The organism is Bacillus sp. FSL L8-0654 (genome assembly GCF_038629965.1).
Classification (GTDB): Bacteria; Bacillota; Bacilli; order Bacillales; family Bacillaceae; genus Bacillus; species Bacillus safensis.
Genome location: NZ_CP152026.1, coordinates 806,597 through 827,243, shown reverse-complemented (window position 1 = coordinate 827,243; position 20,647 = coordinate 806,597). Strand labels below are relative to the sequence as shown.

Below are 20,647 nucleotides of genomic sequence, written 5' to 3'. Positions count from 1 at the left end.
AAAAGGACTGATCACTTGGGATCAGTCCTTTTGCGTCAGCATTGAAATCGGCAGGGCATCTTCTTTATTTGGAGCCGATACTCTGTATCCCCACGCAAAAACGCCATTTAAATATTCTACATAAAACTCTTCTTCTGTGTCTTTAATTTGATAAGTTGTTTTCGTTTGAATCGAAGCTGGATTTAATAAATAGGCTTTTGCCATATCGATTTTCCGCTCTAAAACTGCGTATTCATTCACAATGCCAAGCTGTTCAGCCTTTCGTGCTTTTTCAGAAAGGGCGGCAATCTCCTGCTTCAATTCGTATTCTGTCATCTCACTATAGCGTTTTTCCATCTGTCATTCCCCTTTGTCTAAAACGTGATCAATTGTATCAAGATCAAAGCCTTTTCTGAACAAAAATTGCTTTACTTTCATCTTCTTTTCAAATGATCCGTCATATCCTACCTTGCGTTTTGCCTTCTCCAGCATATAAAGGAGGGCTTCTTCTTCCTTTTCCTCTTCTTGTCCATCATAGGCTTCTTGAAGGGCTTTATCAATGATCTCAAACGAAAATCCCTTTCGCTGCAGCTGCAACTTGATGCGCTGCTCGATCTCTTTTGCAGAACGATTTTTTTCTTTTTTGACAAGCTTGAGAACCTGCTTTACAGCTTCCTCCAGCTGTAAGTCATCAGGGTATTGGGATAGCGCCTGTTCAATCGTGTCATCGTCTATCCCCTTGAGCTTCAATTCTTTTTTTAGGACGGACGGTCCTTTGCTGTTCGTTTTTCGGTGGGTGCTGACATAGGCTTCTGCAAATTCAAGATCATTTACATACTTATAATGCTTCAATTTGTGTATAATTTCACTAATAGCAGGTGCAGGGATTTCTTTTTTCGTTAAATAATCGGTGACTTCTTTCACTGATCTCATGCGGTAGGATAAATAATCAACGGCCTGCTGAAATCCTTTTTTCACTGAATCACCGAATTGAATCTCAATGATATCTGCTTCGTCCAGCTCTTTTCCTTTTTTCAAATCGTGCTGGACGAGCACATCCAAATCAACGCTAAAGGCGTACTTTTCATCAAGAAAGATGTTGACCCGCTCGGTATTGTTTTTCTGAGCAGAAATTTTTGTAATATAGGGCATCCTGTGATCACTCCTTTTCCAAAACAGTCAGGATGTTTCTTCTGATTCAAAATCGTGAAAGATATAGGTATGTATATGAGAGGAGAGATGTCAATTGAATATCGCCATTACCGGAGGAACCGGTTTTATCGGCCAGCATGTCACAAAAGTGCTCGCTGCTGAGGGACATCATCTATATATTTTAACAAGAAATCCAAAGGAATCCGAACAAAATCATTTACATTATGTTCAGTGGCTGACTGAAGGTGCTGCACCTGAGCATGAATTGCCTGCCATCGATGTATGGATTAACCTTGCTGGAAAATCCATTTTTACACGCTGGACAGACAAGGCAAAAGAAGGCATCCTCTCCAGCCGTCTCAAATCAACACAAGAGGTAAGACGCATTATAGAAGCGCAGGAATCAAAGCCATCTGTGCTGATTCAAGCAAGTGCTGTCGGAATTTATGGCACATCTCAAACAGGAGATTTTACGGAGGAATCACATCCTACAGATACTGATTTCTTAAGTCATACATCAAAGCTTTGGGAAGCTGAGGGACAAAAGATTGAAGCACTCGGCATTCGTACAGTCTACACCCGCTTTGGCGTCGTGTTAGGCGAAAAAGGGACACTGCCACTGATGACACTTCCTTACAAGCTGTTTGCCGGCGGGACAATCGGCTCTGGCTCGCAATGGGTTTCATGGGTTCATGTTGAGGATGTGGCACATCTCATTGCTTATGCGATTCATAATGACGACCTCTCAGGCCCGCTCAATGTGACATCACCGAATCCTGTTCAAATGAAACAGCTTGGACAAACCATTGCTTCTGCCCTTCACCGCCCCCATTGGTTGAAGGTGCCATCTTTTGTGATCAAAACGGCCCTTGGTGAAATGTCATTACTTGTTTTAGAAGGTCAGCGTGCTCTGCCAAAAAAAGCACTGCTCTCTTCTTATGACTTTTTGCACCCTGAACTAAAAGAAGCGATTTTGCATTCTAAGGAATAAATGTTGTCAAAAACACCCATCCTATTAGAAATGATATGAGGGGGCGATTTTGATGAAGAAAAAAGAACACCAGCCAACTTCGAAGCTGAAGAAAACCCAGGAAGTCCTGTATCAGCAGGAATTCAAAAAAGCGGAAAGAGCAGCAGAAAAAAGAAACAAATAAGACGGATATTCCCCTCCAACAAGCACATAACTAAAGTGATCTTGTAAAGGAGGGAAAGGCTTTGAAAAAAGACCAACACAAAAAATCCAACCACGAGCTCGCGGCACAAGAGACGGATGGCGAATATGTTGAATTTTCCAAAGAACTTGCAGATCCGAATGACGTAAAAGCAATGGCACGTATGAAAGCGGCCGATCAGCGCGCCAAAAAACAATAAGTAAAAAAGCAGACCTTATTCAGCGGTCTGCTTTTCTTTTATTTGATTTCAGTAAGAAGACTTGATGCTTTCTGGCGTGATTTTTCCTCTGGCACCTCTTCTGGATAACCTATATGAAGGATCGCAGCAAACCGTTCGTTTTCCTTTAATCCCATGTCTTGTTGAAAGCCTTTGTCGTATAAAATACGTCCGCTCTTCCAAACCATACCGATTCCTTGATCCCACGCAAGCAGCTGAAGATTTTGAATAAGTGCGCTGACGGCGGCAAAATCATCATTTCTCACGACAGGGTTCTCGTCTTCTTTTAGCACAACAAGTAAAAGCGCTGGAACCTTAGAAAAGTATTCTCTGTATTGATTGATTTTTTCTTCTTTTGCATCTGGGTTGTTGCGCTGAAAGAAAGCAATAAAACGCTCTACAAAAGTCGCTTTCGCTTCATCCGTCACCGCATATAAAAAGCGCCACGGCTCCGTGATTTTATGGTTCGGTGCATAGACTGCATCCTCTAATAGCGGCTGAAGCTGCTCAATCGTCACCGGTATGTCTTTGAATTTTCGAATCGATCGTCTATATCTGACAGCGTCTCGAACTGTTAACGCTTCTGTTTGTTGTTTCGTTTCTGGCATATATGTCATCCTTTCAATCAACTTAATTGAAATTGATTCTCATTCACATTATAAACGTCATCGCGTGCAGTTGCAAATCAAGTATCCCTCCTCCCCGTCTAAATAGTTGTTTGACTTTTTCAAGTAATGTTACAATCATATTACGTTTTAAACAAATTTTGAGAAAAAAGCCAAGATGATGAAATGATTTTCAAGTATTCCCATTTTGTCTGATCTGGTTTTTTTGTCAAAAGGCTTTCAACCATGATTGGAAGGGAGGCTTCTGGATGGAATGAAAATCAATATTGGACAAATCATTAAACTCTACCGTTATAAACAAAATATGACCCAATCTGAATTGGCAGAAGGAATTTGTTCTGTCTCTCATTTAAGTAAAATTGAAAATGGCTCAAAGGAGGCCAATCAAGATACGATCAATTTGCTGCTTGAACGGCTTGGCATCAGCCAAGAAAAGCTGTCACAAAAGGCGCGTCATCTGCTGTCACTTTTGGATGAGTTTCAAATGAATATGTATTTCTATGCTCTCGATCAGGCTGAACAAAATGCAGAAATGATCATTCAGCACGAGGAGCAGTTCTTTTCGCTCGATTTAGGTATTCAGTATCATTTGTCCTTATTTCAATTTTATTTATTAACGGATAAACAGCCGCTTGCCTTAAAAACACACCGCGTGCTCAAAAAATTCGAAAAAACCTTTATTGAAACGGAAAAAGAAATTTTTGAATATCTTGACGGCATTCATCAAATTAAAATTGGTCAGCTTGAAGATGGGCTCAAAAAGCTTGAAAGCTGCTTTTCCTACGCTTCAGTTGAACAAAGTGATTTGTACTATCACTATGCAAAAGCACTTGGAAACATGGGACAGCTGGGTGATGCGCTTGAAGCGACACATCAAGCGATGGATTTATATAGACAAAAGAACAATTTCAAGCGGATTATTCACTGTACACTCATTCACGGCGTGATCTCACTTGAACTAAAAGCCTATCAAACTGCGAAGAAATATATAAAGGAAGTGATTTTGCACACGTCCCTTCATCCTGATGCCTATATTAAAATGTCCGCTTATTTTTATTACGGGGTGCTCTTAAAACGTGAAGGTGATTTCTCTTCAGCTGTGCCTTATTTACTAGATTCACTCAATTACTTTAATCAAGAACAGATAGAAGATCGTTACTGTGAAACGCTATATGAAATTGCGACACTATACGCTGAATATGACCGCAAAAAAGCACTTCCCTACATACACGAGCTGTTAAAACAGCCTCGTATTCAGCCAAACTGTTTATATATGATCAAAATCTATAAATTGATGATTGAGGAAAACCCTCTTGATTTGAAAACCTATTTGGTCGAAGCAGCCCTTCCTTACTTTGAACACAATGAGCTGCACAGTGAATATTTGTTTGCTCTTAGGACCTTACTTACCTATGCAGGTGCTGAGCTTGATGAGCAGGCCTATAAGTCCTATACAAAGAAATTGCTCGATCATTTAACAGTATATCTTCCCTATTACAAAAAAGCATGACCTTCTGCCGATCGAAGGTCATGCTTTTTCTATTTATTAAATGGTCTCTTGTTGATCTGTGTCATGATGGTTCACCCGTTTGACAGAATGAATATACCGTCTTTTTGCAAAGAAATCGTACGCATGCTGTCCAAAGCCAAGCCAGATGCTGAGCACGATGAATGGGACCGTTCCCCATAAAGCAGGGATATGGCAGGCCATACGCAGCCAAGTATAAATCCCTGAATTCTTTTGATTTTTGGCTAGGGAAATAGACACAATTCGTTTTTCCGCCTTCTCTTCACTGATTTTATTCAGCCTGAGCAGCTGCGAGTGTCTAAAGGATTCAAAGTGAATCCGATTTTTCCAATCGAGTGATCTTAACACATCAATCGTTTTTGCACATGCAGGGCTTTGTCCGTCATAAAACACAAGCAGCCTCAGTGATTTAATGGAACGCTGTTCTCTTTTTTTCGATTCAGCGAGCTTCTTTTTTTCTTGATCGAGATAAATGATTTTTTTCATAAATTGATCGCCTGTCCTTTTCCGTCATTTTTTTAGTTCGTTCAAAGGAGATTACAACTAGATTACTATAGTTGCTGGGCCTCTTGTATTGGGAAAAAGCCAACCGTTGTGCGTTATATGAGCCTTTGGATAAGGGCAAAATCATTGATTTCATGGCATATATGAGGTTTTTCAACTAAAAGTGGTTGGGAAAATCGTGGTGCTTTGCGGTTTTCTGCGGTATTTGATAGAATTCTGCGGTTTTCTACATCTTTATGCGGTGGTTTTGTAGGTAAAACGCAAAAACAAGATAAAAAAAGACTACTTCCCATTGCGGCGAAGTAGTCTTTTGGTTTATATTTTTGCCAAAACTTCTACTATTTCTTTCTCAATATCTTTCCATAAGTAGCGGTCTGTCGTATAGTGATGTGCGGCTTCTTTCGCAAATACTTGAAAAGCTTCTTCATAATCAGGTGCATCTTTGTCCGGTTTTTTCTCGTCGACAAAGCGCTGCGCCTCTGCTGAGCGAGGTCCCCATTTGCCCACTTCATTCCCGTCCTGATCAATGATGACGATAATCGGAATCGATCTTGCGGTCCCGTTCGTTAAATACTGATCCATCAGGTCTAGATGCTCATCCCGAATGAAATAGCGCGCATCAATGAGTGCTTCATTTGCAATACGCATGAAAATTGGAACATTGACCATCGCATCTCCGCACCAGTCCGCTGTGATGACAAGAGCTCTGAGCTTTTTCTTTTGCAGCTTTTGAAGCAGCTCTTTTTCTTTTTGATGAATTGCATACTGGTTGTACACCGTGAGCAGATTTTCCCGGTTTTTCTCCATGTTGTGTACATATGTACGTTCAGCTAATCCCTTTGTAAACCATTCATTTAATGTCATATGAACATCCCCCTTACCCTTCAACTTTACCACTTTTGCTATTCTTTTGTCTAAAAAAACCTTCACCTAGTGAAAGGTAAAGGTCTTTTGGTTTATGGACGGCGCTTTCGATTTGGGTCCATCCCGATCAGCTTGGTGACAAGTACCATTGTGACAGGCAGTGACGTATTCTTTTTATACGCTAAATATTTCCCGCGCCATTCAGGCTTATATTTCTGTTTAAATGACCGTAAACCGCTGAAGCTGTACATGTATCTGACATTGTTGAAAATAACACTGGCCAAACGCTCCGTGAGAAAGGACTGATGGAACGTCCCCACATTCGATAAAGGTGCCATTCCCATGTTAAACGATTTGTAGCCTCTTTCTTTCGCCCATTGAAACAGGTGGATAAACAGCGCATCCATCATCCCGTTCGGTGCATCATGCATATGACGCATTAAATCGATGGAAATCTCCCCTTCTTGATACATCGGCATCAATGATACAAAGGAAATGATCTGCCCTTGCTCATCCTTTAGAATTGCAATCGGTGCTTTTTGAAGATAGTCTTCTTGAAAATAACCGAGCGAAAATCCTTTTTCTTTTTTCTTTCCGAGCCAGCTGTCAGAGATCTGCTTTAAGGTTGAGATCAACTCATTTGAAAAGGGAGGTTCCAGCATTTCAAAGGTGTAGCCTTCTCGTTCAAATTTATTCGCCACAGCTCGTAAATTTGATTTTTTCTTACCTGACAGAGTAAACGTTTCTAAATCGACCATGGCTTCTTCCCCAAGCTTAAAGAAGTGAAAGCCTAAGTCATGATAAAGAGCCATCCCTTCTCGTTCTACTTGATAAAAAGCGACGCGGTAGCCGGCTTTTTCTGTCTCCTGTAAAAACTCTTCAAGTACAAGCGGATAAGACGCCTCACGTCCAGATGGATCTCCGAGCACAATGACGCAGCGGCCAATTCGCCCAAACTGAAGCATTGCTTCTCCATCACTTGAGAAAAATAGTTTTTTGTCGCCTAAAAAGCCAAGATGACTGAGGGCATTTCCGCCCTTTTCTTCTAAAAACGTTTTTAGTTTTTCCTCATCTGCTTTTTCTCCAATCGGAAATGCTTTCTTATTAAAGATCAATTTACTAATGAAGAAGAAAAGCGGTACGCCGATGAGAGCGATCATGCTTGTCATCGTGATATGCCGTTCATTATGCACCAAGTAATCCTTACTCAAGAAATGCCCAATTTTTGTCCAAATAAAGTTGCCAATAACATTATAGTTAAAGAGCACGAATAAATAACCAGCGGCAGCCGCCACAAACTGATACAAGGAATAAGGTGCCTGCTGCTTTACAAATTGATTTCGAAGAGAGAAAAACACAGCCATGATGACTGGCAAAATAAAAATCAGACTGAGGTTAAACCCCTTTAACAAAGTAAACACAAAACCGCCTGCTAAAGAGATCATTGTCAGCACGTACGATCTTTTCGTTCTTTTATACACTTCAATGGACAAAATCATCAGAATGATTCCGAACATTAAAGAAAGACCATTAAATCCTGATAACAGAAAGCGCGGAATGCTGGTAATCACACCTAATCGATCGACTGGAAGCACAACAGATGCCATGATAAGCAAGCCGCTTCCAAAGGTTAAAATCGATAAAGATCCGTACAATAAACGGATTAATAAAGCACGGTGCAAAACAATTAAAACGTTCGTCGTTTCAATGGCAGGTGCCATTTTCGGATTGCCTTCAAGACGTCTAAGCGTCGTTCCCGTTAAATCGTAAGCAGCTAGACAAAGCCCTAAGATAAACGGGAAAATCGAGTACACGAAGCGGTACAAGACGAGCGCCGTCAGCACCATCTCTTTATCAAAACCAATGTATTGCATGCTCAGTAAAAAGATAAGGTCAAACGAACCAAATCCGCCCGGAACCATACTGATTAAACCGCCGATTGACGCAATCGCAAATACACCTAAGACTATTCGGACATCGACATTCATCCCCATAGAGACGACAGCCATGTACATGACAAGTCCAGCTGCCAGCCATTCTAAAAACGATGCACCGATATAAGCGTAAATTGGATGCTTCAGTCCATTTTCACCGCTCTCGATCGAGCTTTTTCGAATGGATGCCATGACGATATAAATCGGTACAATACAGGCAAAGATAATGACAAATGCCCATAGCCACGGCTCCTGGCTGATAATACTTTCAACAGGAAGCACCCTGACCAAGATCAAATCACTGAAAATAGATAAGCCCAAAAGGACAGAGGAAGTCAAAAGGGCAATGCCTTTCAGCAATTTTTTCGTATCTGTTATGTACTCCTTATAGAGAAGCGTTCTAAGCCCTGCTCCTGATAGACCGCCAAATCCAAGAACACTGTTAAAGGAGTTCGCAATCCATGAAATGCGTATCGTTTTCCAGCCGCTGATGGGCATATCAAGGCTTTTTCGTAAAATAAAATCATATAAGGACATCGATAAAACCGCGACAAGTCCAAGAAAGACAAGAATAAACAAGTCCATTCGGTTCAAGCTGTCAATAATATAAAACGTCTTTTTAATGGAAAGTCCGCTCAGCTCCTGCTTCGCGACAAAAATCAAGACAAGGATAATGACGATCGGAAAAAGCATTTTTAAGATCGTCATACCCGTTTTTTTGTTCCACATGTTTTTCCCAACTTTCTAGGTTGCTTCATTATTTCAACTGAACATTATTATACAACAAATACCACTTGATTCATGCAGTTTAACATTCAAAAGCTTGACGAACCTTTCAATTAGAAGTAAAAATCAGTAATATAAAGAAAAAGAGCCGCTTAAAGGAAGTGAACAAGCGTGGAATATAATATTCATGACACCACCGTATTAAAAGAAGAGATTCTATCTCCAGAAGAAAAAAAGACATGGGTTCTTTATATGAAAGTGCTCACAGCTGCAGGTCTTGGAGATGTTTCTGAATGGATGAAGCTTGATATGAGTATGCCTCAAATGAAGGTGCTCATGCTGCTCAATAACCATGGCTCTCTCAAAGTATCTGAAATCGCTGAAAAAATGGGCGCTTCTTTGTCCAATATGACAGGTCTGCTTGACCGGTTAGAACAGTCTAACTTTGTCGTGCGAAAGCACTCTGAGCGTGACCGGAGAATCATTGTCGTAGAACTGACTGAGGAAGCGAAAAATATCTTCAGAAGTATTTATCAAAAAGGACACGAAAAAATCAAAAATTCCCTGCAGCGGCTCAATGACGAGGAAAAAGAAAAAGTCAATGAAGGCCTTGCTATCTTAGAAAAAGCACTGCGTCCTGAACGCGGCTAAACATGAAAAGGGAAAAAGACGGTCACTTGTTGTCCGTCTTTTTTGTTTCTTCTACTTGTCGATCTGGGGTGAAAAGATTTTTACGAATCACTTCCCTGTCATCCCATAAAAGATAGGCTAAGCCAATGATGAGGAAAAAAATGATGATCCACGTACCGCCAGGAATCAGCTGTTCAAGTTCCTCAATCGTTCTTTCTGAGCCTAAGCTGTTACTATAGCGTATCTCAAAAAGAGCATACTTCGCTATATAAAACAATGCCGCCATACAGATAAACATGGCGCCGACAATTCTTCTTCCAGACATGCGTTTACTCCTTTAATTCCACTGATTTCTTTTGATTAATTCCGTGATATGGGCAAGGTGATGCTTTGAATGCCAGACGTACATTCCTGCTGCATCATATAAGGACACCGTTTGTTGATCGGCAGGGTGATAATAAGAAGCGTTGAAGTCCTCCTCTGACATTCCCCGCAGTAAAGTGACCCACCTGCGATGCAGACTGCTGATCAAAGGCAGGGATAAACTGATGGGCGCCTTGCTGTCAGGAAGTGAGGCAAATCCCTCCTGATCATATGGACGTATGTCAGGTGTATCTTCTGTGAGAGCAAGTTTGAATCGTAAGTATGCATTTAGATGGCTGTCTGCTACGTGGTGAATGAGCTGACGAACAGTCCATCCTCCCGGGCGATAAGGTGTATCAAGCTGAGCATCTGTCAGCGGTGCAGTCACCGCTTCATACTCTTCGGGGATTGCAGCCAGCTGTTCAATCCATGCTTCAAGCTGTGCTTTCGTTTTTGTTTCAACCGGTTCATATAAGCCAATCGGATATTGTAATGACGTCATACGCTTTCTCCTCTCTCAAATCCTTCAAGCACAAATTTTCCAATCATCTTTCCTTGCTCAAGCGTTTGATGTGCCTGCTTCAAGTTAGCAGCATTGATCGGACTGAGAACCTTTGTTAAGGTATGCGTTATTTTTCCCTGCTCAAATAACTCACCCGCCTCTGTCAAAAGCTCATGCTGTTTGATCATGTCCGCTGTTTCATACATAGGACGTGTAAACATGAATTCCCATACAAATGCCGCACTTTTATTTTTGAGTAATTGAATGTCTAGGTTTTGCTGATTTTCGACAATGGTACAAATCGTGCCTTGCGGTTTTATCGCTTCTGCCATGCCTTTGAAATGTCCATCTGTATCATTTAAGCATAAAATAAAATCCACTTCGCCGATTCCTTTTTCCTCGAGCTGCGCTAAAAGCGGCTGGTGATGATCAATGATATGATCGGCACCTAATGACAGACACCACTCTTTTGTTTCTGGTCTTGATGCGGTAGCGATCACGTTTGCCTTCGCTAATTTGGCTAGTTGAATGGCGATAGACCCAACACCGCCTGCACCACCAATGATCAGCAAGGTTGAACCTTCAGCATTCCGCTTCATATGCATCCGGTCAAATAAAGCCTCATAAGCCGTAATTGTTGTAAGGGGCATCGCGGCTGCTTCTGCAAAGGACAGATTGGCAGGCTTTTTCGCCACAATACGTTCATCCACAAGCTGATATTCACTATTCGATCCTTGACGCGTAATATCTCCCGCATAGTATACGTGATCACCTGGCTGAAACAATGTACACGCTTCGCCCACTTCAACAACCGTACCGCTTGCATCATAGCCAAGAATTTTCAGTTTTTCTTCCTTCTGATCCTTCGGTGATCTCACCTTTGTATCAACTGGATTCACTGACACAGCCTCTATCTTCACGAGTACATCCCTTCCAGACGCCTTAGGCTTTTCGACCTCCTGATCCATCAGGCTTTGCTCATGCTCAATCGGCAAATACTCCAATAGTCCAACTGCTTTCACTCGCTCGCACTCCCTTTCTCTATTCTTTCTTTCCACATTTTATCATAATTTTCTGATGTTTATGGCTGGATCAAACGAGTGATGGCACATTTATGACCTTTTCAGGGCCTTTCGCTCCCTCGCCATATATGAAGGACGTGTCTTTTGCAAAGAAGGAACATAAGTGAACCAGCTGTTGGATTTAAAAAATAGCTGAACGTAGTAAAACTGGATGTGTTGCAGGAAAACAATGATGATGAAAAAAGTAATGAAAAAGAGGTTAGACATATCTGCTATCCCCTGGATCCATTCGTTTATAAAAAACACCACAAAACTGATCATCATCAGCTGTTCAAGCCTTTGCACGATCTTGGTCAAGCCATGTCCTCGTTTTGATAGATCACCAGACTGATGCTTTCTGATTTTTCTCGATTTATAAAACCAAATGATACTTTCCGCTAAGTTATGAGTGATAAAAAGTACAATGAGCGCAATGAATAAAGGCGATGGGTGATAAAAAATTGGGACTACAAATGGGATCACAAGAAAATAAATGGTAATACATGTGTGTCTGACTGATAAGAGAAATAGGTCTTTTTCTATAGATGTTTTCATGTGTTTCACCTCCATATGTACTACGTTTCAATTGCCAAAATGTTCCCCTTCGCTATCAAAAAAAGGATGCCCCAAGAAGGCATCCTTTTCATGGATCAAACTTAAAAAGCAGCGCTTAGTACGACTGGACCTTGCGGAAGCTTGTTATCCTTTTTTGGTTCAAGGGTCACAGCCACGGTATCCCATGATTCGCTTGCTTCTTTTTCAGATAACGCATAGGTGACGGTTCCTTCCCCTTTGTTATCTGTTTTAAAGGCACCGGCTGGAACCGGCTGATCTCCTTTAATGAGCCACACTTGATAAACAGCAGATGAATCAAGCTGACCCTTTAAGCCGTCTGCACTCACCACAAGTTCTTTTTTGCCGTTATGCTCTATCACTGAAAAAGCACCCGTCGTTTTTGGTGATGCGGCCGATGCCAGTGATTTTGTGGCAACAACCCTGACAGGTTCTTCCGCCTGTTCTTTTCCATTCGATAAGAAATACACATTTCCAGCTGCTGATATGAGAAGCAGTGCCGCAACGAGCGGTAAGAGCCACTGGTTTCGTTTCTTTTGCAGCGGTTTAATTTCGTTTGGCTCAGGTGCAGCCTTGAGCTCTTTTTTTTGGCTATTCTTTTCTTCGACTGTCTCCTCTTCAAACACCTGGGATAAAATACGGTCTTTCATCCCTGCCGGAGGTATTTGGTCTTCGGCTAGAAATGGAATGTCAGACATGAGCGATGTCAATTCTTCAAGCTCTTCTTTGCAAGCTGAGCAGTGCTTGATGTGCGCTTCAAATTGCGTTTTTTCTTCTCCTTGTAAATGCCCATTAAAATAATCAATTACTTGATGTTTACACTGATTCATGCCTCTTCCTCCTTTCCACCGAGCGACAGTTTCGATCGCAAATGCTTCAGTGACAATCGAACCCTTCCCTTTACCGTACCAATAGGGATGCCCAGCTTTTCGGCGATGCTCTTTTGTGTCATCCCTTTAAAATAAACATCTTCTATAATGGTTTGCTGTTCTTTTGACAATGTAGATACTGCTTCACGTATGTTCTGTTTTTCCTCGTTCCATTCCACTTCTTTTGATACATCTTCTTGATGATCAGCTAAATATTCAATATGCTCATCTTCCAAAGCCGTTTCATTCCGATGCTTTCTTAAAAGGTCAATGGCCGTGTTGCGTGACATCATGAATAACCATGAGGAGAACTTCCCTTTATCGGTATGATATTCTCCTATGCCGCGCCAGAGCTTGATGAAGACCTCTTGAAGTACTTCCTCCGCGAGCTCACGGTTGCCAGTCATTTTATAAATAAACGAATATAACACACGTTCATAACGATCGTACAGCACTTCAAGCGAGGGCTTGTGACGATCATATTTGATCTTGTGATACAGCTCAAAATCTTGCAATGTGTCCATGGTCATCTCCTTCCTTTTTCATGAGAAAGAGCATGCGCATCCATCATGAAATCCTTCACGTATTGCTAATCACTCGATTTGCTGAAATAAGCCTACCTTGTACTTTACTCTTTTTTCAAGGAGAAAAAAAGAGCGCTGAAAAAGGAAGTGTGCTCCTCATGAGAATGTACTTACTTTACGACATAACAGACCATTTGGATCACTCCTAGTACAAAAGTCAAGAATCCATGTGTGACCACTCTCTAATCGGCTGATTTTAGCAAACTCTCGTCTCAATTGAGGTAGAACGCATTCTTTCCTCATGTCATAATAGGGTGTAAATTGGAGAAATTGGAGTGTCTGTATATGATGGTGACGATTGTTCTTTTTTTATTAGCAGGTTTAGCAGAAATTGGCGGCGGCTATTTGGTATGGCTTTGGCTGCGTGAAGCAAAACCTGTCAGCTTCGGGATCGCCGGCAGTCTTATCTTGGTTGCATATGGCGTCATTCCGACCTTCCAGCAGTTCCCGACTTTCGGACGGGTTTATGCTGCCTATGGCGGTGTATTTGTCATTCTTGCTGTGCTTTGGGGCTGGTGGGTCGATCGAAAAACTCCTGATCTATATGACTGGATGGGTGCTTTGATCTGTTTGGCTGGAGTCAGTGTGATGTTATTTGCGCCTCGCAGTTAATGGACCCATATAAAAAGTGCTGCCCGCATCGCTTGTGGGCAGCACTTTTGCTATGTTATTTGAATGATTTAACGAGCTCCAGCTGTTTGTAATTCTTTGTTTTTCTCTTTAAAGCGTTCGTTATGAGAGGAAACGTACGCCACTTTTTCAGCTTCTGGTTCGATGTAAAGCTTCGCGCTATTCAGTGCATTGACTCCATCAACAAACGTACCGGCAATTAAGCGGACCTTGCTTTTATGTGTACACAAGTCGCCTACCGCATAGACGCCCGGTAAATTGGTTTCCATTTTTTCATTGACTTCAATTAGTCCCCATTCACCTTGCTTGAGACCCCATTCTGATAGCACACTTAAATCGCCTTTCATCCCATGATTGACGATCACAGCATCTGTTTCTATTCGTTCTTTTTCACCTGTCTCTATGTTTTGAATGGTGACAGCAGCAATTTTGTCGCCTTGACCATGCAGCTCTGTCAGTTCATGCGGGGTTAAAATTCGTTTGCAAGATGCCTTCATGTTGGCGACGTTTTTCTCATGTCCGCCAAACATGTCACGGCGATGCACGACGGTGACACTTTCAGCAATCGGTGCAAGGGCATTAGCCCAGTCAACCGCTGAGTCGCCGCCTCCAGAAATAACAACCCGCTTCCCTGCAAATGTCTTGAGCTCCTGGACAGTGTAATAAAGGTTTGTCACTTCATAGCGGTCTGCATGCTCGATTTCAAGTTTCCGCTGAACTGGAATGCCGTGACCCATCGCTAATATGAGGGTCTTTGTCAAATGACGATCACCATTTTCAGCCGTCAGCAGAATATGATTATGTTCATCTCGCTCGAATGACGTGATTTTTTGATTCAGTGCAATCTCTGGTTCAAATGTTTTCGCCTGTGTTTCCAGCTGCTGTATCAGCTGTTCTCCTCTTGTTGGCGGCAAACCGCCGACATCCCAAATGACCTTTTCAGGATACAGAAGGATTTTCCCGCCAAGGCTTTCGTTGTACTCAAGTACCTTCGTCTTTAAGTCCCGCATCCCACTATAAAAGGCGGTGTACATGCCTGCTGGACCGCCGCCAATAATGGTGACGTCAAACAATTCAAGCTGATCTGTCATTTGAGTCCCTCCAGTTTTCCATCGAATGATCTATTTTTCAGTGATATTGATTCTCATTATCATATGTACCTATTGTAGTCTACTCTAGTGAAGGGAATCAATAGCTTTCTGCAAAAAAAGAACAGGACGAGCGCTCACTCGTCCTGTCATCCATCACACAATGGTTAAACCAAGGTCTTTTAATTCAAGAGAAACAAGTCTTGCAATCGCATCTGCGCCTTCTTTTGTAAAGTGCGTGCGATCCTCTATGCCTGTTGACAGCATAAAGTAAGAGGTCGTTTTCTCTATACCGGAAATTTGATAAAACTGAAGGCTTGCCGTATTTAAATCAACAAGAAGGACTTCTTCTTCATCAGCTAGTTCTTTCATAGCGGCACAGTAATCAGGAAAATCATTGATAAATTCTCCGTCTTTTTCATGAAAACGGCCGACTGGCGTGAGTAAAAGTGGTGTTGCCCCTTTTGCTCTTGCTCCATGAATATATTGAGACAGGTAGCTTTTATACGTCGTGAAAGGATCTGTATGCCGCTCAGGCTTTTCCTTGGAAGCATCATTGTGCCCCATTTGTGTGAAAAGCCAGTCTCCTGGCTGAATGTCAGCCAATATGTCATCAAGGCGTCCTTCTTCAATGAATGTTTTTGAGCTTCTTCCACCAATGGCACGGTTCTCGACGTTCACCCCATGCGCTGTATAGCGGTGTAAAAACTCTCCCCATCCTCCTTGAACAGGACGATCTGGATAAGATGAAACGGTCGAATCACCAGCTAAATAGATGGTTGTCATGTTCATACGCCTCCCTTTTTCATTGAGCCACTTCACCCGAGCGATACGGACTTTCCTAGTGGCTGCTGAAAAGATATGAAACAATCAGCATCGCTATTTCAATTATTCTCTTTTTAATGATCAAAACCCTGCTTACCGGTAGTTGTGAATGTGTTAAATATGCGGCGGAAGTTCTATTTTTGATTCCACTGCTTGATGTAACGCCTGAAGCATGTAGCCAATTCCTTTATATGGAGCCAGCGGATAATTCGCTTTTTGATGAGGCTGTAATAAAGGGTCAATCACTTTTCGATATTTCTTTCCACCTAGTACCACCAGTTCATCATATGCGAAAAGATTTTTTTGATGAAATTGCTGGCTCAGTTCTTCTCGTGTGATCTGTTCAGCATGCGGTGTACCAAAAGCCACATCATAATTTTCATGTATGATATCATCTGCCTTTAAGAATCCGTGCTTCGCTGATAAGATCATCCAGTCTGAAAAGAACGTTTGGGCATAGCTTTTCGTACGCTGATGCAGCGGACTTAAATAAACGAGGTTCGCCGGCTGGCTCCCTGCTTCTGGATCGACGTCCCAAATTTTCTTCGCGCCACATGGAATGATACAAACTCGCTTCACTCAGGTTTTCTCCTTCCTTTTTCGATAGATCTGATACATGATACAGCCTAGCGCTGTGCCAAGTGTATTTAAGAGAATATCATCAATATCGCTGCTTCTTGTAATGATACCAGATTGCGAGAACATCCATTGGAGCAATTCGATCAAGGTTGACAGGAGAAAGCCACCAAGAACCGCCTTTTGCCAGCGCATGGTTCGAAAGGCTTGATAAAGAAAAAAACCGAGTGGCACAAATAACAATATGTTGCCTGCTAAATTTAAAAAGACAAGATTTGGATAACCGTGATGGTAGGCGTGAAGGTTTTGATAAATGGACTGCAAAGGCATGAGGTTAACACTCACCTGATCCCTTGGGGCGGAAAAACGATTTGGAAAGACCGTCAAATATAGTAAAACATTCGTATAAATAAACAGACAGGCAAGGACCAATTCTGCCCGCAAATAGATAAAACGATTGTGTTTTTTTGCCTGTCTGTATCTCATATGTAAATAGAGCGGGACGAGCAGGAGAAAATAAACAATGGAAAATATAGCACTGGATGTCATACAGAGAGCTGCCCCTTTCTCATATGATGATGCTTGACCATATTTACAGCTTATTCAGGCTTTCCTGCATCTATTCATCACTTATTCTCACATTCAATGAAGAGAAAACCATATTGACAAATCGTCATTTTCTCGCTAAACTGAATGACATTCAGTCATTTAAGGCCGGTGATGATATGTCGAAACGAGAAAAGATTATGCTTGCTGCGATTGATGCGTTTAAAGAAAAAGGAATCGAAAAGACGACCATTTCGGATATTGTGAAAGCAGCAGGAGTAGCGCAAGGAACGTTTTATTTATATTTTCCTTCAAAGCTTTCCGTCATGCCTGCTATCGCTGAACATTTGATCGCACAGATGGTGCCTGCGATCGAAAAGGAATTAACTCAGCATGCAGATGTCCTCGATCAAGCAGATGCGCTTGTTGAATTCATTTTCGCTTTTACAAGGCAATATCGTGATGTCCTTGCCCTGACCTACTCAGGCTTAGCCGCCACCGAGCATTTAAAGGAATGGGAAGATATCTATGAGCCAATTTACAAATGGGTCGCTGCTTTTTTAGAAAAAGCAAAGCAGGACAAAAGGGTCCGTGCGAATTTGAACTGTCAATATGCAGCCAAATTCATTATCGGTTTACTTGAATCTTCTGCTGAGCAAATGTACTTATTTACGGAAACAGATACAGAAGAGGTTCTGATTCAAAAGCGAGAGGTGAAGCAATTTCTTCTTTACGCACTTGGCATAGAAACACCTTAACTTAGTACAGCACTTGCTGTACGCTCTTTTTTGGCTTGAAAATGACGAATCGTCAGTTTTGGGAGGAAGTAAAATGAAAAAAAGCTGGATGTATGTCGCACTCACTTGTTTATTTGAATTACTTTGGGTGTTTGGTTTAAATAGAGCTGATGCTGTGTGGGAATGGGCGATCATTATCTGCCTGATCCCAGTTGATTTTTATTTTTTAATGAAGGCCTGCGAGAAGCTGCCGACAGGGACCGTGTACGCCGTGTTTGCCGGAGTTGGAACGATTGGGACTTCTTTGATGGATTATGCGCTGTTTGGCGGTTCGTTTTCATTAGAAAAGCTCTTATTTATGGGCATTTTAATCCTCGGAATTATTGGACTGAAAGTATCTGATGGAGATGCACATGAGCAGAAAGGAGAAGCGGTATAACATGGGCTGGTTTTTTGTACTGTTGGCCTCTGCCTGCGAAATCGGGGGAACCATTGGCCTCAATATGTTTAGTAAGAAAAAACAAATCACGACAGGCATTTTATTTGTCGGCGGATTTGCCTTATCCTTTTTGTTTTTATACGCCTCGTTCTCTTCCGTTCAAGTATCCGTCGCTTATACGGTCTGGATCGGACTTGGAACAGCGGGCTCTGTCTTGTTTAATATGATTCTATTTAAAGAGCCGAAAAACATGATTCGTATTCTCAGCTTGCTGCTGATTGTGATTGGTGTGGTTGGGCTGAAGCTGTTTGCGTAATTGAGTCACAAGAAAGAAAAAGTTTATGATGGTATTAGCCATTACAGTAGCAATAGAAAAAGCAATGGAGTTGATTTTCCATTGCTTTTTAAGTTAATTTATATACTTTTCTTGGTACGCTTTAAATTGTTCTTCGTATTTTTGCAGCTTTGCCCCATCAACTTTTGAATTTAATTTCGGTTTTCGCTTTCCAATCACCATCACATCTTTATCTACAATAGGACTTGATAAAAAGATGTATGGCGCAAAACGATCACACTTCGTATTTGGGAGGGTTACGGATAACCTGGCATATTCTTCTGTCGGGAATTGGTTCGAAATTTCAAGTTCCTTGAGTCCCACTAATTCCGATATCGGCTCTAAAGACTCGTCCTTCACTTTTATATTTGATAAACACAGATATGTTAAATTCTTGAGGTATCTTAAAGGTTGAAGAGTATTTAAGTTTAATGAATTAAAAAGACCGCCTGACAATTCTAACCATTCTAAATCAGTTTTTTTCTGCAAAGGGGCTATGTCATTCAACTTTGAAAAATCTGTTATGGATAAAGTTTTTAAAAAAGTGTTTTTTGATAAATCCCATAAACTTTGTGCCTTTGTATTCCATTCAAGTGCCAATACCTCAACATCTTTAAGAGAACTGATGATTGATAAATCTTCTACTCTCAGTTCACGCATATAGAGCATTTTGGGATTAACTAAGCTCAAGATCGTATTGAATTCCTTTTGGTTCACTTTGTAAATCCACAATTTCGTCAGATTAGAAAAAGATTTCAACCTTTCAATATTTTTTGTTTTTCCTGTGATTAACAACTCAGTGGAATTTTCATCTACATTGGCTAAATCATGAGCAACTTCTGGTCGTTTATCATGATGAAAAATATATTGGGGGTCTTCTTTTCGCAAGCTTTTACCTCCACACCTATAATTAAGGAATATCTAAATAAATTTTATCAGTATTTTGGAGTCAACACATGATTATCTTTAGCACTTTCTGATATTCCTTCTGAAGAAACAGGGAAAGGATAAAAACTAGATGATCTTCTTTGGTCGCCAATCTTGATTATGACCTCTGTTTTCGATCCATTTTATCAAATCTTTATCATCTAAACATTAGAGACTATCTGCTAGGCAGCGGACTTCTTAGTAGATAATAAAGTTAGTAAAACGACTATATATAAACAAATAAAAGAACTCTAATTCATATACGAATTAGAGTCCTCATGATATAACTGATTTTATTTTTCCACCTTAAAATCGAACCCGCTAATTTATTTCTCGTTTAATGGGTGTCTTGCTGCTCGAGCAAGAGATCCATTGCGTAAATCGATTCGCCCTTCTCATCCAATAAAAAGTACACAATCAAAGGCTCTCCAAAAGCTGCTGTCTGCTGCGTAAACAAAACACAGGTGAATTTTTCAATACCAATTGGAAGCTTTCTTTTTAATAAAGGGTGAAGAATAGGCGAAGCCCGAATTGTATCTACATCAACTTCCCAACGTTCGTTTTTTAAAGTTGGATAATGCTCTGATAACAATTGGTGTAACATATCGGTCGTGAGCGCTGCTTTTCCATTGCATCCATCATTTATTATGTTGGTGTTATACATCCGATGGCTGCTCACCCTTTGAAGCGTTGATTCGTATTCCTTTTAAGACAAATCGTTTCTGACCATCAAGTGTACAGGTGATCAATGTCAGTTCATTTTTCCCACGATCCTTTAGTACATCCACATCCGTCGGTTCAATCGTAGCTGAGCTGACAATTTTATATTCGTATGTTTCAGCTTGATGATGTAAGACAACTTTTTCTCCTTTAGGCACCTCTGGCAGCTGACGGAAAAGACGATCGCCTCTATACCCTCTATGCCCTGCAATCGTGAAATTCCCTTCACCTGGCATTTGATGAGATTTAATTTGAGTCAGTGCTATACCTAAATTTTCTTTTGATGTAACAGGAAGCACTTTTTCGTTTAAATCAATTGACGGGATCTCTAGCTCCATCACATCTCGCAGGTCTTCTTCTGACACAGTTAAATGTGGAATAGAAGAAAGGGCATCACTGTCATTTTCTTTAATCATCTTTAATGCCTGTTCCATTGCTGCTGTCTCTTGAGAAGTTCGCCACTCATATAGAAAAGGAACGGAGGTGAGCATCAGCCCCGTGACCACCAAAAAGCTGCCTAATAAGGTTCTTTTTTTCATCA

General features: G+C 41.2%; 27 protein-coding genes. 9 read left to right on the top strand and 18 right to left on the bottom strand.

What is annotated here, in order from left to right:
* Positions 1–21: 21 nt before the first annotated feature.
* Both MHH65_RS04060 and recX read right to left on the bottom strand, forming a co-directional pair.
* Positions 22–336: a YfhH family protein gene (locus tag MHH65_RS04060; RefSeq protein ID WP_098676625.1), complete on the bottom strand. Its 315-nt coding sequence runs from the start codon at positions 334–336 to the stop codon at positions 22–24.
* 3 nt (positions 337–339) lie between these two features.
* Positions 340–1,131: a recombination regulator RecX gene (gene recX / locus MHH65_RS04055; protein ID WP_024425808.1), complete on the bottom strand. Its 792-nt coding sequence runs from the start codon at positions 1,129–1,131 to the stop codon at positions 340–342.
* 94 nt (positions 1,132–1,225) lie between these two features.
* On the opposite strand from recX, the gene MHH65_RS04050 reads away from it, so the two are divergent.
* From MHH65_RS04050 to MHH65_RS04040, 3 genes are all read left to right on the top strand, one after another.
* Complete coding sequence (locus MHH65_RS04050) at positions 1,226–2,122, top strand: TIGR01777 family oxidoreductase (protein ID WP_098676626.1); 897 nt, start codon at positions 1,226–1,228, stop codon at positions 2,120–2,122.
* A 52-nt stretch (positions 2,123–2,174) separates the two neighbouring features.
* A complete protein-coding gene (locus tag MHH65_RS04045) occupies positions 2,175–2,285 on the top strand; it encodes a YfhE family protein (protein WP_017358836.1) in 111 nt (36 codons plus the stop codon).
* Between the two features lie 61 nt (positions 2,286–2,346).
* On the top strand, positions 2,347–2,502 hold the full coding sequence (locus tag MHH65_RS04040; RefSeq protein ID WP_024425223.1) for a YfhD family protein: 156 nt from the start codon (positions 2,347–2,349) through the stop codon (positions 2,500–2,502).
* 38 nt (positions 2,503–2,540) lie between these two features.
* Here the strand turns inward: MHH65_RS04040 and MHH65_RS04035 are convergent, their stop codons facing one another.
* On the bottom strand, positions 2,541–3,128 hold the full coding sequence (locus MHH65_RS04035) for a nitroreductase (RefSeq protein ID WP_044334458.1): 588 nt from the start codon (positions 3,126–3,128) through the stop codon (positions 2,541–2,543).
* A 271-nt stretch (positions 3,129–3,399) separates the two neighbouring features.
* Here MHH65_RS04035 and MHH65_RS04030 point away from each other — a divergent pair, with 271 nt between their 5' ends.
* Positions 3,400–4,656: a transcriptional regulator gene (locus MHH65_RS04030; RefSeq protein ID WP_024425225.1), complete on the top strand. Its 1,257-nt coding sequence runs from the start codon at positions 3,400–3,402 to the stop codon at positions 4,654–4,656.
* Positions 4,657–4,692: 36 nt separating this feature from the next.
* Here MHH65_RS04030 and MHH65_RS04025 read toward each other — a convergent pair whose 3' ends face one another.
* The 3 genes from MHH65_RS04025 to mprF form a co-directional block, all read right to left on the bottom strand.
* On the bottom strand, positions 4,693–5,160 hold the full coding sequence (locus MHH65_RS04025; protein WP_024425226.1) for a DUF393 domain-containing protein: 468 nt from the start codon (positions 5,158–5,160) through the stop codon (positions 4,693–4,695).
* A gap of 333 nt (positions 5,161–5,493) precedes the next feature.
* Positions 5,494–6,042, bottom strand: a complete 549-nt coding sequence (locus MHH65_RS04020; RefSeq protein WP_024425227.1) for a thioredoxin family protein — start codon at positions 6,040–6,042, stop codon at positions 5,494–5,496.
* A 92-nt stretch (positions 6,043–6,134) separates the two neighbouring features.
* Positions 6,135–8,705 carry a bifunctional lysylphosphatidylglycerol flippase/synthetase MprF gene (gene mprF, locus MHH65_RS04015; RefSeq protein ID WP_025093478.1) on the bottom strand — a complete coding sequence of 857 codons (2,571 nt, stop codon included), beginning with the start codon at positions 8,703–8,705 and terminating at the stop codon, positions 6,135–6,137.
* 168 nt (positions 8,706–8,873) lie between these two features.
* Between mprF and MHH65_RS04010 the strand changes: the two genes are divergently transcribed.
* Positions 8,874–9,353: a MarR family transcriptional regulator gene (locus MHH65_RS04010; protein ID WP_024425228.1), complete on the top strand. Its 480-nt coding sequence runs from the start codon at positions 8,874–8,876 to the stop codon at positions 9,351–9,353.
* Positions 9,354–9,375: 22 nt separating this feature from the next.
* Here MHH65_RS04010 and MHH65_RS04005 read toward each other — a convergent pair whose 3' ends face one another.
* The 5 genes from MHH65_RS04005 to MHH65_RS03985 form a co-directional block, all read right to left on the bottom strand.
* A complete protein-coding gene (locus MHH65_RS04005) occupies positions 9,376–9,657 on the bottom strand; it encodes a hypothetical protein (protein ID WP_216100189.1) in 282 nt (93 codons plus the stop codon).
* Between the two features lie 12 nt (positions 9,658–9,669).
* Positions 9,670–10,197: a YfiT family bacillithiol transferase gene (locus tag MHH65_RS04000; protein ID WP_087977893.1), complete on the bottom strand. Its 528-nt coding sequence runs from the start codon at positions 10,195–10,197 to the stop codon at positions 9,670–9,672.
* Positions 10,194–11,219: a zinc-binding alcohol dehydrogenase family protein gene (locus MHH65_RS03995; protein ID WP_025093480.1), complete on the bottom strand. Its 1,026-nt coding sequence runs from the start codon at positions 11,217–11,219 to the stop codon at positions 10,194–10,196. Before MHH65_RS03995 ends, MHH65_RS04000 begins: the two co-directional genes overlap by 4 nt.
* A gap of 695 nt (positions 11,220–11,914) precedes the next feature.
* Positions 11,915–12,661, bottom strand: a complete 747-nt coding sequence (locus MHH65_RS03990) for an anti-sigma factor (RefSeq protein ID WP_111927641.1) — start codon at positions 12,659–12,661, stop codon at positions 11,915–11,917.
* Positions 12,658–13,224, bottom strand: a complete 567-nt coding sequence (locus MHH65_RS03985; protein ID WP_098676632.1) for a sigma-70 family RNA polymerase sigma factor — start codon at positions 13,222–13,224, stop codon at positions 12,658–12,660. Before MHH65_RS03985 ends, MHH65_RS03990 begins: the two co-directional genes overlap by 4 nt.
* A 345-nt stretch (positions 13,225–13,569) precedes the next feature.
* Between MHH65_RS03985 and MHH65_RS03980 the strand changes: the two genes are divergently transcribed.
* Complete coding sequence (locus MHH65_RS03980) at positions 13,570–13,896, top strand: YnfA family protein (protein ID WP_098676633.1); 327 nt, start codon at positions 13,570–13,572, stop codon at positions 13,894–13,896.
* A 68-nt stretch (positions 13,897–13,964) separates the two neighbouring features.
* Here the strand turns inward: MHH65_RS03980 and MHH65_RS03975 are convergent, their stop codons facing one another.
* From MHH65_RS03975 to MHH65_RS03960, 4 genes are all read right to left on the bottom strand, one after another.
* On the bottom strand, positions 13,965–15,005 hold the full coding sequence (locus tag MHH65_RS03975) for an NAD(P)/FAD-dependent oxidoreductase (protein ID WP_098676634.1): 1,041 nt from the start codon (positions 15,003–15,005) through the stop codon (positions 13,965–13,967).
* A gap of 153 nt (positions 15,006–15,158) precedes the next feature.
* Positions 15,159–15,788: a rhamnogalacturonan acetylesterase gene (locus MHH65_RS03970; RefSeq protein ID WP_024425819.1), complete on the bottom strand. Its 630-nt coding sequence runs from the start codon at positions 15,786–15,788 to the stop codon at positions 15,159–15,161.
* Positions 15,789–15,941: 153 nt separating this feature from the next.
* A complete protein-coding gene (locus MHH65_RS03965; protein WP_098676635.1) occupies positions 15,942–16,406 on the bottom strand; it encodes a DUF6884 domain-containing protein in 465 nt (154 codons plus the stop codon).
* The gene (locus tag MHH65_RS03960) at positions 16,407–16,952 is read right to left on the bottom strand and encodes a VanZ family protein (protein ID WP_098676636.1); all 546 of its coding nucleotides are present in this window, start codon (positions 16,950–16,952) and stop codon (positions 16,407–16,409) included.
* Between the two features lie 176 nt (positions 16,953–17,128).
* Here MHH65_RS03960 and MHH65_RS03955 point away from each other — a divergent pair, with 176 nt between their 5' ends.
* The 3 genes from MHH65_RS03955 to MHH65_RS03945 all read left to right on the top strand — a co-directional run bounded on the left by MHH65_RS03955 (position 17,129) and on the right by MHH65_RS03945 (position 18,441).
* Positions 17,129–17,707 (top strand): TetR family transcriptional regulator, encoded by a 579-nt coding sequence (locus tag MHH65_RS03955; RefSeq protein WP_024425822.1) that lies wholly within the window; start codon positions 17,129–17,131, stop codon positions 17,705–17,707.
* Positions 17,708–17,780: 73 nt separating this feature from the next.
* Positions 17,781–18,125, top strand: a complete 345-nt coding sequence (locus MHH65_RS03950) for an SMR family transporter (RefSeq protein ID WP_003217798.1) — start codon at positions 17,781–17,783, stop codon at positions 18,123–18,125.
* A gap of 1 nt (position 18,126) precedes the next feature.
* Complete coding sequence (locus MHH65_RS03945; protein WP_003217878.1) at positions 18,127–18,441, top strand: multidrug efflux SMR transporter; 315 nt, start codon at positions 18,127–18,129, stop codon at positions 18,439–18,441.
* Between the two features lie 93 nt (positions 18,442–18,534).
* Here MHH65_RS03945 and MHH65_RS03940 read toward each other — a convergent pair whose 3' ends face one another.
* From MHH65_RS03940 to MHH65_RS03930, 3 genes are all read right to left on the bottom strand, one after another.
* Complete coding sequence (locus tag MHH65_RS03940; RefSeq protein WP_268413741.1) at positions 18,535–19,347, bottom strand: leucine-rich repeat domain-containing protein; 813 nt, start codon at positions 19,345–19,347, stop codon at positions 18,535–18,537.
* A 376-nt stretch (positions 19,348–19,723) separates the two neighbouring features.
* A complete protein-coding gene (locus tag MHH65_RS03935) occupies positions 19,724–20,050 on the bottom strand; it encodes a hypothetical protein (protein WP_098676638.1) in 327 nt (108 codons plus the stop codon).
* Positions 20,043–20,645: a class D sortase gene (locus MHH65_RS03930; RefSeq protein WP_024425825.1), complete on the bottom strand. Its 603-nt coding sequence runs from the start codon at positions 20,643–20,645 to the stop codon at positions 20,043–20,045. Before MHH65_RS03930 ends, MHH65_RS03935 begins: the two co-directional genes overlap by 8 nt.
* Between the last annotated feature and the right edge of the window lie 2 nt (positions 20,646–20,647).

Coding starts and splice junctions, on each gene's coding strand:
- MHH65_RS04060 (WP_098676625.1), bottom strand. CDS start 336: ATGGAAAAACGCTATAGTGAGATGACAGAATACGAATTGAAGCAGGAG.
- recX (WP_024425808.1), bottom strand. CDS start 1,131: ATGCCCTATATTACAAAAATTTCTGCTCAGAAAAACAATACCGAGCGG.
- MHH65_RS04045 (WP_017358836.1), top strand. CDS start 2,175: ATGAAGAAAAAAGAACACCAGCCAACTTCGAAGCTGAAGAAAACCCAG.
- MHH65_RS04035 (WP_044334458.1), bottom strand. CDS start 3,128: ATGCCAGAAACGAAACAACAAACAGAAGCGTTAACAGTTCGAGACGCT.
- MHH65_RS04030 (WP_024425225.1), top strand. CDS start 3,400: ATGAAAATCAATATTGGACAAATCATTAAACTCTACCGTTATAAACAA.
- MHH65_RS04025 (WP_024425226.1), bottom strand. CDS start 5,160: ATGAAAAAAATCATTTATCTCGATCAAGAAAAAAAGAAGCTCGCTGAA.
- MHH65_RS04020 (WP_024425227.1), bottom strand. CDS start 6,042: ATGACATTAAATGAATGGTTTACAAAGGGATTAGCTGAACGTACATAT.
- mprF (WP_025093478.1), bottom strand. CDS start 8,705: ATGTGGAACAAAAAAACGGGTATGACGATCTTAAAAATGCTTTTTCCG.
- MHH65_RS04005 (WP_216100189.1), bottom strand. CDS start 9,657: ATGTCTGGAAGAAGAATTGTCGGCGCCATGTTTATCTGTATGGCGGCA.
- MHH65_RS04000 (WP_087977893.1), bottom strand. CDS start 10,197: ATGACGTCATTACAATATCCGATTGGCTTATATGAACCGGTTGAAACA.
- MHH65_RS03990 (WP_111927641.1), bottom strand. CDS start 12,661: ATGAATCAGTGTAAACATCAAGTAATTGATTATTTTAATGGGCATTTA.
- MHH65_RS03985 (WP_098676632.1), bottom strand. CDS start 13,224: ATGGACACATTGCAAGATTTTGAGCTGTATCACAAGATCAAATATGAT.
- MHH65_RS03980 (WP_098676633.1), top strand. CDS start 13,570: ATGATGGTGACGATTGTTCTTTTTTTATTAGCAGGTTTAGCAGAAATT.
- MHH65_RS03975 (WP_098676634.1), bottom strand. CDS start 15,005: ATGACAGATCAGCTTGAATTGTTTGACGTCACCATTATTGGCGGCGGT.
- MHH65_RS03970 (WP_024425819.1), bottom strand. CDS start 15,788: ATGACAACCATCTATTTAGCTGGTGATTCGACCGTTTCATCTTATCCA.
- MHH65_RS03960 (WP_098676636.1), bottom strand. CDS start 16,952: ATGACATCCAGTGCTATATTTTCCATTGTTTATTTTCTCCTGCTCGTC.
- MHH65_RS03955 (WP_024425822.1), top strand. CDS start 17,129: ATGTCGAAACGAGAAAAGATTATGCTTGCTGCGATTGATGCGTTTAAA.
- MHH65_RS03950 (WP_003217798.1), top strand. CDS start 17,781: ATGAAAAAAAGCTGGATGTATGTCGCACTCACTTGTTTATTTGAATTA.
- MHH65_RS03945 (WP_003217878.1), top strand. CDS start 18,127: ATGGGCTGGTTTTTTGTACTGTTGGCCTCTGCCTGCGAAATCGGGGGA.
- MHH65_RS03935 (WP_098676638.1), bottom strand. CDS start 20,050: ATGTATAACACCAACATAATAAATGATGGATGCAATGGAAAAGCAGCG.
- MHH65_RS03930 (WP_024425825.1), bottom strand. CDS start 20,645: ATGAAAAAAAGAACCTTATTAGGCAGCTTTTTGGTGGTCACGGGGCTG.